The organism is Burkholderia sp. AU33545 (assembly GCF_020419685.1).
In the GTDB taxonomy this organism is placed as follows: Bacteria; Pseudomonadota; Gammaproteobacteria; order Burkholderiales; family Burkholderiaceae; genus Burkholderia; species Burkholderia diffusa.
This window is the reverse complement of record NZ_JAIZRQ010000002.1, coordinates 152,824-165,224: the sequence shown is the minus strand read 5'-3', so window position 1 is coordinate 165,224 and position 12,401 is coordinate 152,824. Positions and strand designations below refer to the sequence as shown.

12 protein-coding genes and 1 pseudogene are annotated in these 12,401 nt (G+C 65.0%); 8 read left to right on the top strand and 5 right to left on the bottom strand.

What is annotated here, in order from left to right:
* Window positions 1–16 precede the first annotated feature (16 nt).
* Window positions 17–469 carry a hypothetical protein gene (locus tag LGM71_RS06635; RefSeq protein ID WP_124622904.1) on the bottom strand — a complete coding sequence of 151 codons (453 nt, stop codon included), beginning with the start codon at window positions 467–469 and terminating at the stop codon, window positions 17–19.
* 170 nt (window positions 470–639) lie between these two features.
* On the opposite strand from LGM71_RS06635, the gene LGM71_RS06630 reads away from it, so the two are divergent.
* Entirely contained in the window at window positions 640–1,083 is a 444-nt protein-coding gene (locus LGM71_RS06630; protein ID WP_409360405.1) for a hypothetical protein, read from the top strand.
* 444 nt (window positions 1,084–1,527) lie between these two features.
* Here LGM71_RS06630 and LGM71_RS06620 read toward each other — a convergent pair whose 3' ends face one another.
* Window positions 1,528–1,683 carry a hypothetical protein gene (locus LGM71_RS06620; RefSeq protein WP_226114771.1) on the bottom strand — a complete coding sequence of 52 codons (156 nt, stop codon included), beginning with the start codon at window positions 1,681–1,683 and terminating at the stop codon, window positions 1,528–1,530.
* Window positions 1,684–1,730: 47 nt separating this feature from the next.
* On the opposite strand from LGM71_RS06620, the gene LGM71_RS06615 reads away from it, so the two are divergent.
* From LGM71_RS06615 to LGM71_RS06585, 7 genes and pseudogenes are all read left to right on the top strand, one after another.
* Window positions 1,731–3,170 carry a UbiA family prenyltransferase gene (locus tag LGM71_RS06615; protein ID WP_226114337.1) on the top strand — a complete coding sequence of 480 codons (1,440 nt, stop codon included), beginning with the start codon at window positions 1,731–1,733 and terminating at the stop codon, window positions 3,168–3,170.
* Complete coding sequence (locus tag LGM71_RS06610; protein WP_059600578.1) at window positions 3,167–4,375, top strand: hypothetical protein; 1,209 nt, start codon at window positions 3,167–3,169, stop codon at window positions 4,373–4,375. The genes LGM71_RS06615 and LGM71_RS06610 overlap by 4 nt, the downstream gene beginning before the upstream one ends.
* A complete protein-coding gene (locus LGM71_RS06605) occupies window positions 4,372–4,710 on the top strand; it encodes a small multidrug resistance protein (RefSeq protein WP_226114335.1) in 339 nt (112 codons plus the stop codon). Before LGM71_RS06610 ends, LGM71_RS06605 begins: the two co-directional genes overlap by 4 nt.
* Window positions 4,711–4,727: 17 nt before the next feature.
* Complete coding sequence (locus LGM71_RS06600; RefSeq protein WP_226114334.1) at window positions 4,728–4,871, top strand: hypothetical protein; 144 nt, start codon at window positions 4,728–4,730, stop codon at window positions 4,869–4,871.
* A gap of 171 nt (window positions 4,872–5,042) precedes the next feature.
* Window positions 5,043–5,117: pseudogene (locus LGM71_RS33365) on the top strand (peptide transporter); the annotation flags it as partial.
* Between the two features lie 486 nt (window positions 5,118–5,603).
* On the top strand, window positions 5,604–8,198 hold the full coding sequence (gene mprF / locus LGM71_RS06590; RefSeq protein ID WP_226114332.1) for a bifunctional lysylphosphatidylglycerol flippase/synthetase MprF: 2,595 nt from the start codon (window positions 5,604–5,606) through the stop codon (window positions 8,196–8,198).
* On the top strand, window positions 8,195–9,475 hold the full coding sequence (locus LGM71_RS06585) for a virulence factor family protein (RefSeq protein ID WP_226114331.1): 1,281 nt from the start codon (window positions 8,195–8,197) through the stop codon (window positions 9,473–9,475). The genes mprF and LGM71_RS06585 overlap by 4 nt, the downstream gene beginning before the upstream one ends.
* A 73-nt stretch (window positions 9,476–9,548) precedes the next feature.
* On the opposite strand, the gene LGM71_RS06580 is transcribed toward LGM71_RS06585, so the two are convergent.
* The 3 genes from LGM71_RS06580 to LGM71_RS06570 all read right to left on the bottom strand — a co-directional run bounded on the left by LGM71_RS06580 (window position 9,549) and on the right by LGM71_RS06570 (window position 12,372).
* The gene (locus tag LGM71_RS06580) at window positions 9,549–10,007 is read right to left on the bottom strand and encodes a DUF934 domain-containing protein (protein ID WP_226114330.1); all 459 of its coding nucleotides are present in this window, start codon (window positions 10,005–10,007) and stop codon (window positions 9,549–9,551) included.
* On the bottom strand, window positions 10,004–11,788 hold the full coding sequence (locus LGM71_RS06575) for a nitrite/sulfite reductase (RefSeq protein ID WP_226114329.1): 1,785 nt from the start codon (window positions 11,786–11,788) through the stop codon (window positions 10,004–10,006). Before LGM71_RS06575 ends, LGM71_RS06580 begins: the two co-directional genes overlap by 4 nt.
* Window positions 11,789–11,976: 188 nt before the next feature.
* Window positions 11,977–12,372 (bottom strand): hypothetical protein, encoded by a 396-nt coding sequence (locus tag LGM71_RS06570; RefSeq protein WP_174911382.1) that lies wholly within the window; start codon window positions 12,370–12,372, stop codon window positions 11,977–11,979.
* Between the last annotated feature and the right edge of the window lie 29 nt (window positions 12,373–12,401).

The window sequence follows — 12,401 nt, the reverse complement described above, 5'->3', positions numbered from 1 at the left end:
ACGCGGGCCGGGAGGGTTACGGCTGTTCGTCCGGTTGCGGTCGCGGTTGGTCGAACCACTGCCGGCTCGAGCGCGACAGCAACAGCAAGGTCGCCAGCGTGAAAAGGCAGTAGACCGTGCTCAGGAAATCGGCCGGCCGGTGCGCGACGGTGAAGGCCATCAACGCGAGCGTGGCGATGACCAGCCCGATCATCGTGATGCGCGCCCAGTTCTTCCGGCGCGCGATCTGCACGACGAGCAGCGCGAGGGCGACGGCGATCGCGACGAAGGTCGCCGCGAGCATCCGGACCATCCCGGCGTGAAGCGAGCCGCTCGGGAAGCGGTCGAGCAGCGCCGGAACGACCGCCGACTCGAAAACGGCGACCCGGTACGCGAAGATGCACCACGCGCCCGTCAGCAGCGTAACGGCCACCCGCACGGTTTCCGGCGTATCGCCGCCGAAAATCGGCATATTCTTCAGCGAAGTCATTTTCATTTCGATGGGTTCCTTCGCGGCGGCGGGCATGCCGTTTGCGTTCGGCCGGCGGCGTTGCGGCCGCAGGCGGGAATCGATCGTCGCAGCGTAGCACAGGCGCAGGCGCCGGCCGGTTCGTTGCGCGGCCGGTGCGCATCGTTCCTACACGATCGACCGGAGCAAGCATGAAGAAGGGATTTGTCAGCGCGGCGAACCGGGCCGCGACCGTTTGCATGGCGGGCATCCTGGCGGCCGCCGCGGCATGGAGCCTGCCCGCCGCGGCACAGGGCTCGACGGCGCCCACGGGCACGGCCGCCGCGACGCCCGACAATGCGGTGCTGCTGACCGTGTTCCTCAAGCACGACCAGTCGCGCCCGCTCGCCGAGCTCAATGCGCAACTCGCGAAGCAGGGGTTCTACAAGGCGTTTCCGCCGCCGGGCGTGGAGGTGGTGAGCTGGACCGTGACGATGGGGATCGGGCAGATCGTCGTGCTGCGGCTGCCGGCGTCGCGGCTGCGGGAGGTCAATCGCGTGCTCGAGGATACGGCGTGGGGCGCGTACCGGACGGAGTTCTATCCGACTTATGACTACAAGGCGATCGGGTTGGGGGAGCATGAGCGGGCGGAGTGAGGTCGGCGCTGGTGGGTTCGGTTTCGTCAGCGCGCAAACAGACTGGGAGTGGGTCGAAGGGAAGTCAATCGACTGCAACACAATTTGAATGTTTGCAGATGATCGAAATGCAGTGTTTTAACCATCGGATTCAGATTTTTGGGGAAATGGTACGGGAAGTAATACGGGAAAATTTCGGTTGGTTCTGGTTAAATGATAGTCAATTAATCGAAGATTGAAATTGCAATAGGAATAGTCCTAAAAGACGATTTATTCACATATTTACGACGTTTGGCAAGCGGTGACGGTCTTCCTATGGTTTCCTGGCGATTGCTTTGCTAACGTTCATCGATCTCAAAAGAAGTCCAATAAAGAACGATGAACTACAAGACCTGCCGTCTGGTGTACTCCAGATTCCGGGGAATGGTGTTGGCTGTCGAAGAGACGGCAACTGCCTCGAGCGAATCAGTTTCCGGCGAGCGCCATGCAGGCCGGCGTGCGCTTGGTGGAGGGTGTTTTTTCATGAGGCATGTCCTGCTGAATTGATTGGGTGGGGCAGGATGGGAATGTGTATTGGGCATGATTTTTGAGGAATTTTTTGTTTCCTGAAATATCTGCCATATCTAGTCTCACTCATAATCGACGCCGACGCCGAAAAATCAGAGCAGATGCGAGAAACACGAAAACTTCCACTTGTCGTCGACCTCGACGGCACGCTGACGCTATCGGACACGTTGATGGAGTCCGTAATCCGTGTCGTCAGGCGTAAGCCATCAAACCTGTTGCGCTTGCCTTTCTGGCTCGCTGGCGGTCGCGCTGCGTTCAAATTCAAGGTTGCGGAACATGCCGATTTTCGCGCGGAGTCGCTTCCTTATCGCGAAGCATTGGTCGACTATCTCGTCAATGAACGAAACTGCGGTCGCACGATCGTGCTCGCGACTGCCGCGCATCGTTCTATTGCCGAACGTGTGGATGCACATCTCGGCCTGTTCGATCTCGTCATTGCGTCCAGTCACGACACAAACCTGAAGAGCGACGCCAAGCTCGCCGGCATTCGCCAAAAGATCGGCGACGATTTCGTCTATGCGGGCAACAGCAAAGCCGATCTGCCGGTCTGGGCCGGCGCAAACGCAGTCGTTCTTGCCGGCGTCGAGCCTGGCATTGCCGCGGCGGTCCGAAGCAGCAAGCCGGTCGAGCGAGAATTTTCGAATGTACGCGCGACCTTCTCCACATGGTGCAAGGCACTGCGCGTTCACCAGTGGCTCAAAAACCTGCTCCTGTTCGTTCCGCTGCTGACGGCATTCGCCTTTCTCGACACCGACAAGGTTGCCACGCTGGTGCTTGCATTTCTGTCGATGTCGCTCGGCGCATCTGCCACCTATATCGGGAACGATCTCTGGGATCTCGACAACGATCGTCGACACCCCCGCAAGCGCGACCGCGCGTTCGCGAGCGGTACGTTGTCGATTGCAAGCGGTCTTGGCTGCGCAGCCGTGCTGCTGCTCCTGGCATTTGCACTGGCATTCGCAGTATCGCCCGCATTCGCCGGCATGTTCGCGCTCTATCTGGTGCTCACGACGGCATATAGCTTGCGTCTGAAATCGATCGTGCTCCTCGATGTCCTCGTACTTTCGTTGCTGTACACCTACCGGATCGTCGCCGGAGCGATCGCCGCGGAAATCACGGTCAGCCGCTGGCTGCTCGCGTTCTCAGTATTTGCCTTCCTGAGCCTCGCGCTCGTGAAGCGCTGCTCCGAACTGGTGCTTCTACGTCAAAGCGACAAGCGAACATCGGTTGGCCGCGATTACCGCGTGGGCGATCTCGAAGTGCTCTGGCCGTTCGGTATCGGCGCGTCGCTTGCCGCAGTGGTCGTGTTCGGCCTTTTCATCAACGCGCCCGAAACCGCCGCACGCTATGGGGTTCCGCATCTGCTCTGGTTCGTGCAGATCGGCATGATCTATCTGTTCGGACGGCTCTGGATCACGACGGTGCGCGGCGCCATGCACGACGATCCGATCGTTCATATCCTCGAAAACCGCGGCACCTTCAGCATGCTTTGCATCATGGTGGCGATCGTCCTGGCCGCTCACTTCCTCCCGGTTCCATGAGTGGCGCAATCGACATGACGGAAAAGAACCAGAACCGGGTGCGAGCATTCTGCCGCTTCGCTATCGTGTACGTACTGCTGTTCGTATGCGCGGGCAACATCACCAACAGCGTGCTGCTGAAATGGGGTTTCCGCGACGACCAGAAAGGCAACTTCGCAACCAGCTACAGCCTGGTCGGCATGATGAACGGCGATGCACCGAAACCGTACGTCTATCGCTCATCGTTTCCTGGTGCAGCGAAATGGATCGCCGAGCAACTCGACCCTGCGAAACAGGACAAGTTGTTCAAATCGATCAAACGCCACGACTCTCTGCGCAACGCCTATTTCACGAGCGTGCCGGATGAATACTGGACGCCTGTCGCGGCGCTCGTCTACCACATGACGTACATCGCGATCGTGTTGTCGACCTTGTTTGCGCTGTTGCTGATCTACAAGCTGGCGAGGCTTCACGGTCTGAGTTTCGGGCATTCGGTCGGCTTTCTGGCTGCGTTCAGTTTCGTCTATCCGCTGACGTTTCAGCAGGGCGGCTACTACTACGATTTCTTCGAACTGCTCGGCGTACTGGGTGCCTGCTATTTCCTGCTGACGAAGCGCATGCTGGCTTGCACGCTGATGACCGCCGTTTTCTCGCTGAACAAGGAAACGTTCTTTCTCGTTCCGCTCGCGCTGTTTCTTCTGCACGAGCGGGATGTGGCAGTGTCGAAGCGGATCGGCTGGCTTGTACTGCAACTCGGAATCTGCGTTGCGACCCGGCAATTCATCATGAGCGGGTACAGCGAGAATGCCGGTGGATTCGTCGAGTATCACGTGTGGGACAACCTGAAGTTCTGGCTGAATCCCAAATCCTATCTGTCGTTCTACAACCTCATCGGCAAAGGCATCTTTACGCCGAGCCTGGAGAATCCGCTGATGCTCGTGCCGCTTGCGGTGTTCTTTCGGGCCGCCTGGCGTGCGACGCCAGCGCGCTACCGGCGCTACTTCTTCGCAGCATTCCTGCCGGTGCTGGTGCTGTTCGTCTTTTTCGGCTACCGGGACGAAGCGCGAAACTTCTCGATCGTATTTCCCGCGATCGTGCTGATTGCGCTGCATGGCGCGAACCGCTTCAACGCGATCTTCGTTGCCAGTCCGGATCCATCCGATGACAGCCGGGGCCTGTCCGATCGTCGGCCTGACGGCGTCGTGACGATTGAAGCCGCTCGATGAACTGGGTGTTTGTTGTCGCGAGTGGCGTGTTTGGCGGCCTCGCCGGCGTATTGCTGAGAGTTGCCGCGCTCAAGGGGATCGTTCTCGGCGAATCGAACGTGCTGCCATGGATTGTGCGCGGCGCCGCCGTTGCCGCTTACGGGGTTGGCTTCGTGCTTTACGCGGCCGCACTGCGCAAGACCACGCTCGGCACGGCGTATCCAACCATGGTGGCGATCTCCATGCTCGTGGTGTTGACGTTCACGGCGCTGCACGAGCACTTCTTGAAGCCGATGCAAGTGGTCGGCGCAGTTGTCATTCTGATCGGCGTCTGGATCGTCACGCGCTACGCATAATCGAGAAAGCCGAGTACATGAAGAAGAATATCCGGGGAACCAACCTTGTTGCAGTCTCCTTGATGCTCGCAACGGCTGGCGTATCCGCGCAGTCGATCCCGTCGGGTGCCGTGCCGACCAGCAACGATCAACGTGCCCGGGAGCAGGAGCCACGCGCGTGAACGCGAGCGAACCGTGTCCGCGCCGGCAGTGCGTCCGTCCGTGACGGAAAGCGCCGCTTTCCCGACCCTGCCAGCCGAAACCCGTGCTTCCGCATCGACAACTTCACGCTCGACGTCCCCGTTTCACTAACCGACACAGTAACGTCCAACGGCGCATCTGCACTGCCAATGGGAACGCCGGTCTACAAGCCGTCGGGTTTCCCGACCGCGAGTGTCACATTTGGTTTCCAACTGACGGCGCAGTTTTTAGCGACGAAGGCCGCGCAGGAGCGGCGCGTCATCACCGATTGCGAGACGGAGCGGCACAAACCGGACATCGGCCGTGCTGCCAAAGTCGGGGCAACAAGCCGCCCAGCCGACCTGTCCCCATTCTCGAATAGCCCGCCAGCCTCATGGTTTTATCCTCGCCCGAAGGGCGCCGCCCGGCAGTTTTTTCCCAAATGCATCACAAGTCATTCATCCGATGAAAAAACCGTGACGGTTCCCGGTATGATGCGCACCTTGCGTTGATCGGACGCACTTTTTTTGATGCGATGTTTACGCACGCGGCACCACAAATCCGCACAATGCGAACCTGAAAGAATCTGTAATATAAATTCCGTATACTCGTAAGTTCTGATCCAGGCGCCGCCCGCGATTTCCGTCGGCCGACCGCCCACGCAGAACAACCAGATACGTCGCCGCCTGGCCGTCTTGCGCCGCGACACGCTATGCACCACCACTGAACAACCTATGTCTTCCCGCCACTCTGGTTCGCCCGGCCGCGCCGCGGCGGTGATCGCCCGTGCCCGGGCGTTGATCCGCAACGAGCGTGTGCTGTCGCCGCTGCTCGCGCTCGGCATCGGCCTGCTGCTGATCGTGGTCTTCCAGCACTTGTCGGAATCCGTCGACTACCGGTCGGTGATCCGCCAGCTGCGTCACATGTCCGCCGGCGAGTGGGGCGCGTCGCTGGCCGCGACGGCGCTCAGCTATCTCGCGCTCGTCGCCCGCGACGCGGTCGGCCTGCGCTACGTCGCCGCGAAGGTGCCGCGCGCCGCGCTGTGGATCGGCGCGATCGCCGGCTCCGCGCTGGGCAACGCGACCGGCTTCGGCGCGCTGACGGGCGGCGCGGTCCGCGCGCGCGTGTACGGCGTGTCGGGCGTCACGCCCGCGCAGATCGGCCGGATGACGGTATTCACCAGCGGCACGCTGGCGCTCGCGATGGTGTGGATGACGGCGATCGGCATGGTCTGCGTGCCGGAGGCGCTTGCCGCGATGCTGCACGTCGCGCCCGGCCTGCTGACGTGGACCGGCGCGGCGCTGCTCGTGGTGCTGGCCGCGATGGTCATGATGTGCGGCAACACCGCGCGCCCGGTCGTCACGCGTTTCAAGTGGCTGTCGTTCGATGTGCCTGCGCGGCGCGATCTCGTCGCGCAGGTCGTCTATGCGGTGCTCGACGTCGTCGCGGCCGGCCTGACGCTTTGGGTGCTGCTGCCGGCCGCGCCGGTCGGTTTCCCGACCTTCATTACCGTTTACGCCGCGGCGTTGCTGCTCGGGATGATCGGTCATACGCCGGGCGGGATCGGCGTGTTCGAAGCCGCGATGGTCTTCACGCTCGGTCGCGAAGTGCCGCCACACGCGATGGTCGCCGCGCTGATCGCGTATCGCGCGATCTATTTCGGCGTGCCGCTCGTGCTGTCGGCCGGCCTGCTGGCCGGTTTCGAAGGCCGCGCGCTGCGGCGCCGGCTCGTGTCGCGGCAGGCCGCGCGCGTGTCGCAACTGGCGCCGCTGTTCCTGAGCCTCGTGACGTTCGCGGTCGGCGGGATGCTGGTGATCTCGAGCGCGACGCCCGCGTTCTGGCACCGGATTGCGATCCTGCGCCACCTCGTGCCGCTGTGGGTGCTCGAAGGCTCGCAGGTGATCTGCAGCGTGCTGGGCGTCGCGCTGCTGTTCGTCGCGCGCGGGCTGCTGCGCCGCCTCGACGGCGCATGGTGGATGACGTTCGCGCTGACGCTCGCGAGCCTCGCGCTGTCGCTGGCGAAGGGCCTCGCGTTCGTCGAGGCCGGCGTGCTCGGCATTCTGCTGGTGCTGCTGCTCGTCAGCCGCCGCCGTTTCAACCGGCATTCGTCGCTGCTCGCCGAGCGCTTCACGGTGAGCTGGTTCGTGTCGGTGGCGATGGTGCTGATGCTGGCCGTGTGGGTGCTGTTCTTCGCGTTCCGCGACGTGCCGTACACACGCGAGCTGTGGTCGCATTTCTCGTTCGACGCGCGTGCGCCGCGTGCGCTGCGCGCGACGCTCGCGGCCGGCGTGTTCGTCGCGCTGTTCGCGCTGTGGCAATTGCTGCGCCCGGCGCCGGGCCGTTTCGTGAAGCCCGCGGAGCAGGATCTGTCGGATGCCGAACGGATCATCCGCGCGCAGGAATGCAGCGACGCGGGCCTCGCGCTGATGGGCGACAAGTCGTTCCTGTTCTCGGAGTCCCGCCAGGCGTTCCTGATGTATGCGAAGAACGGCCGCACGTGGGCCGCGCTCCACGACCCGGTCGGGCCGCGCGAGGAATGGCCGGCGCTGATCAGCAAGTTCATTGCGCTCGCACATGCCCACAGCGGCCGTGCGGCGTTCTACCAGGTGCGCGCGAACGCGTTGCCGCTGTATCTCGACGCGGGGCTCACGCTGATGAAGCTCGGCGAGGAAGCGCACATCGCGCTCGACCGGTTCGACCTGAAAGGCTCGAACCGGTCGCACCTGCGCTATGCGCTGCGTCGCGGCGACAAGGACGCGCTGACGGTCGAGGTGATCGCGCCGAGCGACGTGCCGGCCGCGCTGCCGGCGCTGCGCGACATCTCCGACGGCTGGCTCGACAGCCGCGACGCGCGCGAGAAGAGCTTCTCGGTGGCGGCGTTCCACGACGGCTATCTCGCGACGCAGTCGGTGATGCTCGTGCGCCAGGCCGACAAGCCGATCGCGTTCGTCACGTTCATGACGACCGACCTCAACACCGAGGCGACGGTCGGCGTGATGCGTCATCTGCCGGAAGCGTCGCCGTATGCGATGGAGTATCTGTTTACGCAGCTCGCGCTGCACCTGAAGGAAGCGGGGTTCCGCAAGCTGAGCCTGGGCATCGCGCCGTTCTCGGGGATGGGGGCGGCGAAGATGCCGTCGCCGTGGCACCGGTTCGGGCTGATGGTCTGGCGCTTCGGCGGCCGCTTCTACAACTTCCGTGGCTTGCGTGCATTCAAGAGCAAGTTCGAGCCGCACTGGGAGCCGCGCTATCTCGCGGCCTCGGGCTCGGTCGGCGTGTTCGTCACGCTCGCGGATCTGTCCCTGCTGGCTGGAGGTCGGCGTTCATGATGTTCAAGAAGGGTATCGCGCAGGCGGCAGTCGCCTGCGCGGGAATGATGCTGGCCGGCGCCGCGCTCGCGGCGCAGCCGGCGGCGGCGAAACCGGAAACCGTGTCGGGCGGCCGTTACGGCCCCGTGACCGTGACGAAGCCGAGCGGCCCGCTGCGCGGCTTCGTCGTGCTGTTCTCGCGTGAACGCGGCTGGGGCGCCGCCGACCAGCAGGCGGCCGACGCACTCGCGAAAGCGGGGGCGATGACGGTCGGCGTGGATTCGGAGCGCTACGCGGCGAACCTTGCCGCGAAGCAGGAAACCTGTCACCACCTCGACGGCGACGCCGAGGCGGTCAGCCACCAGCTCGAACGCCTCGCGCAATCGGCGCGTTACTACACGCCGATCGTCGCGGGCGTGGGCCAGGGCGGCGCGATCGCGAAGCAGATCCTGTCGATGGCGCCGGAGAACACCATCGCCGGCGTCGTGTCGGTCGCGCCTGCGGCGAAGCTCGATGCGCGCTTCAAGCCGTGCCCGCCCGATCCGACGATCGTGCGCCGCGCGATGCCGGGCTTCGTCGAAACGGCCGCGGCCGGCGACTCCACGAAACTCGTGTCGCTCGTCACGTCGCACCTGCACGACACCAGCAGCAGCGACGAGCTCGACGTGTCGGACCTGCCGCTCGTCGAGCTGCCGGCCAAGGGTGGCAGCGATCGCCTCTCGATCGTGATCTCCGGCGACGGCGGCTGGCGCGATCTCGACAAGACGATCGCCGAGGCGCTGCAGCGCGACGGCGTGTCCGTGGTCGGCATCGACAGCCTGCGCTACTTCTGGAGCGAGAAGCCGCCCGCACAGGTGAGCCGCGACCTGGCGCGCGTGATGCGTACGTACATGGCGCGCTGGCATGCGAACCGTGTGGCGCTGGTTGGCTACTCGTTCGGCGCGGACGTGATGCCGTTCGCGTACAACCGGCTGCCGGGCGACCTGCGCGACAAGGTCGCGGTGATGTCGCTGCTCGGCTTCGCGCCGGCGGCGGATTTCCAGATCCGCGTGACGGGCTGGCTCGGCATGCCGGCGAGCGACAAGGCGATGAAGGTCGCGCCGGAAATCGCGAAGGTACCGCCGCAGCTCGTGCAGTGCTTCTACGGCGCGGAAGAGAAGGACACGATGTGTCCGGCGCTCGCGAATACCGGCGCCGACGTGATCAAGACGGGGGGCGACCACCACTTCGGTCACGACTACATCGCGCTCGAGAGGAAGATCCTCGGCGCGTTCGGCAAGCCGGTGGCGGCGCGCTGAACGCCGGCGCCCGCTTCGCGGCGGGCGCGGCGCGTGCGGTTCATCGGACGGGCGGCCTGAGGGCCGCCCGTTTTCATTGCTCCGTCTGCGTCGCAGCGTCCTGCCGCGGCACTGCCGTTCTCGCATCGCGCTGATAGAAGCCCGGGAACCGATCGAGCTGCCGGCGCGCGGCGGCCAGATCGGCATCGACGCCGAGCACCGCGCTCGAAAACCCGGTGCGCTCCATCAGCAGCAACTGGTCGATCAGCACGTCGCCCGTCGCGCGCAAGTCGCCGGCGAAGCCGAAGCGTTTGCGCAGCAGATAGGCCTGGCTGTACGCGCGGCCGTCGGTGAAGGACGGGAAATGCAGGTCGATGCGCGCGGCCTGCGCGATTCGTTCGGCGAGCGGCGGCAGTTCCTCGTCGTTGCCGATCGTCAGGGTCGTGCGCGTCGCCGTGTCGGGCGCGTTCGTATCGTCGGCGTGTTCGGCCGGCGTCAGCAGCCGGATGCGTGCGTTCGCGCTCGCGTTCACTGTTTCGTCGATCGGGTTCATGCGTGCTCCGCGTGGTGACGTGCGTCGTTCGCCGCGGCCTTGAAAGGCTCGGTGCCGATGCGGCGCACCGTGTCGATGAATCGTTCGCTGCGGCCGTCGGCATCGAGACGCGCATCGAGATACACGTTGACGAGCGCGTCCACGACATCGACGACCTCGTCCGCCGAGAACGACGGGCCGATCACCTTGCCCGGCCGCGCGGGGCCGCTCGCGCTCGAACCGTCCGAGCCGCCGATCGTCACCTGGTACCACTCCGCGCCGTCCTTGTCGACGCCGAGGATGCCGATGTGCCCGCTGTGATGGTGGCCGCACGAGTTGATGCAGCCGCTGATGTGCAGGTCGATGTCGCCAACGTCGTGCTGCATGTCGAGATCCTGGAACCGCTCGGCGATCGCGTCGGCGATCGGGATCGAGCGCGCGTTCGCGAGCGCGCAGAAGTCGCCGCCGGGGCACGCGATCATGTCGGTCAGGAGTCCGACGTTCGCACTGGCAAGACCGATCGCGCGCGCGTGCTCCCACAGCAGGAACAGGTCGTCGACATGCACCCACGGCAGCACCACGTTCTGCGTGTGCGTCACGCGCGCCTCGCCGGCCGAGAAGCGCTCGGCGAGTTCGGCCAGCGCGTCGAGCTGCTCGGGCGATGCGTCGCCGGGCGCCTGCAGGCGGCGCTTGAAGGACAGGGTGACGATGCGCAGCGCCGGGTCGCGGTGTGCGGCGACGTTGCGCGCGAGCCAGCGCGCGAAGGCCGGATGGCGATTGGCGTGGGCGGCCATGCGTGCTTCGGCAGCGTCGAGGTCGAGCGTGCGCGGCTTCAGCCGCGGCGGCACGAACGATGCCGCGATGCGGTCGAACTCGGCCTGCGGAATCGTGTGCGGGCCGCCGTCGTGCTCGACGATCTGGCGGAACTCTTCCTCGACGTCGTCGATGTAGCGCTGTCCCTCGCTCTTCACGAGGATCTTGATGCGTGCCTTGTACTTGTTGTCGCGGCGTCCGTGGCGGTTGTAGACGCGGACGATCGCCTCGATGTAGTTCATCACGTGCTGCCACGGCAGGAACGCGCGCAGCAGTGTCGCGATCAGCGGTGTGCGGCCCATGCCGCCGCCGGCGCTCACGCGAAAACCGAGCTCGCCCGCGTCGTTGCGCACGAGCTTCAGCCCGACGTCGTGCCAGTCGGTCGCCGCGCGGTCCTCGGCCGCGCCGGTGATCGCGATCTTGAACTTGCGCGGCAGGAACGCGAATTCCGGATGCAGCGTCGTCCACTGGCGCATCACCTCCGCGAATGGCCGCGGATCGGCGATCTCGTCGGGCGCGACGCCCGCGCGCTCGTCGCACGAAATGTTGCGGATGCAATTACCGCTCGTCTGGATCCCGTGCATGTCGACGGTCGCGAGCAGGTCCATCACGTCGGCCGCCTTCGCGAGCGGAATCCAGTTGAACTGCACGTTGGTGCGGGTCGTGAAGTGCGCGTTGCGGGTCGGCAGGCGCAGCGTGCCGAGCAGCGCCTGCGCGTCGCAGGCGGCGCGATAGGTGGCGTCGTCGGGCACGTCGTAGTCGCGTGCGATCCGGGCGAGCACGCGAAGCTGCGCGCTCGACAGTTCGCCGTACGGTACGGCCACGCGCAGCATCGGCGCGTGGCGCTGCACGTACCAGCCGTTCTGCAGGCGCAACGGCCGGAACGCGTCCTCGCTCAGCGTGCCGTGCTGCCAGCGTTCGAGCTGGTCGCGGAACTGGGCGGCGCGGCTCAGCACGAGCGCCCGGTCGAAATCGGTATATCGGTACATGACGTGATACGCGAGAGGAGCGGCGGCGCAGGGGCGCGCGCCGCTCGGGAGGGAACGTTGCGACGGGTGTCGGGCAACCGGAGACAGCGTAGGGAACGCGGGGCGGCGGGAAAAGAAGCAGATCGGAACGAAAAGGGCACAGCAGATTCGCGGGGCGCGGGCATGCGTTGCGCATGCCCGCGTCGGGTTCACACCTGCGCGTCGACGATCAACGCCGGATCGAGCGCGCGGATGCGCTGGTCGATGAAGTAGCCGCCGCCTTCCTGGTAGCGCAGATACAGCCGGCCGCACGACACGCAGCGGCTGACGTTGCAGCGGTTGTACGGAAAGTGGCGCGGCGCGATCGGTGCGTCGTCGGACCCGTAACGCGTGCGGTCCGGATGGTATTCGTCGTAGGTCGGCTCGGGGTCGTCGGGCGGCATGAGCGTCGCCACTTCGACGAGCTGCGTGTCCCGTAGCGACAGCGGCAGGCTCGTCCAGCCGGCAAGCGGGGTCTTCGTGCAGGTGCACGGCTGCGTGACGCCAGCGGCTTCGGCGGCGAGCCTCAGCAGCGCGGCGTGATCGAGGTACGGCAATGCGCTCATGGGATGGGTCGAGGGGGCGAAAAGAGGTG

Excerpts from the sequence above, each read along its gene's own strand:
- LGM71_RS06570 (WP_174911382.1), bottom strand. The coding sequence starts at position 12,372 with ATGAGCGCATTGCCGTACCTCGATCACGCCGCGCTGCTGAGGCTCGCC.
- mprF (WP_226114332.1), top strand. The coding sequence starts at position 5,604 with ATGTCTTCCCGCCACTCTGGTTCGCCCGGCCGCGCCGCGGCGGTGATC.
- LGM71_RS06585 (WP_226114331.1), top strand. The coding sequence starts at position 8,195 with ATGATGTTCAAGAAGGGTATCGCGCAGGCGGCAGTCGCCTGCGCGGGA.
- LGM71_RS06635 (WP_124622904.1), bottom strand. The coding sequence starts at position 469 with ATGACTTCGCTGAAGAATATGCCGATTTTCGGCGGCGATACGCCGGAA.
- LGM71_RS06605 (WP_226114335.1), top strand. The coding sequence starts at position 4,372 with ATGAACTGGGTGTTTGTTGTCGCGAGTGGCGTGTTTGGCGGCCTCGCC.
- LGM71_RS06580 (WP_226114330.1), bottom strand. The coding sequence starts at position 10,007 with ATGAACCCGATCGACGAAACAGTGAACGCGAGCGCGAACGCACGCATC.
- LGM71_RS06575 (WP_226114329.1), bottom strand. The coding sequence starts at position 11,788 with ATGTACCGATATACCGATTTCGACCGGGCGCTCGTGCTGAGCCGCGCC.
- LGM71_RS06610 (WP_059600578.1), top strand. The coding sequence starts at position 3,167 with ATGAGTGGCGCAATCGACATGACGGAAAAGAACCAGAACCGGGTGCGA.
- LGM71_RS06630 (WP_409360405.1), top strand. The coding sequence starts at position 640 with ATGAAGAAGGGATTTGTCAGCGCGGCGAACCGGGCCGCGACCGTTTGC.
- LGM71_RS06615 (WP_226114337.1), top strand. The coding sequence starts at position 1,731 with ATGCGAGAAACACGAAAACTTCCACTTGTCGTCGACCTCGACGGCACG.
- LGM71_RS06620 (WP_226114771.1), bottom strand. The coding sequence starts at position 1,683 with ATGGCAGATATTTCAGGAAACAAAAAATTCCTCAAAAATCATGCCCAA.
- LGM71_RS06600 (WP_226114334.1), top strand. The coding sequence starts at position 4,728 with ATGAAGAAGAATATCCGGGGAACCAACCTTGTTGCAGTCTCCTTGATG.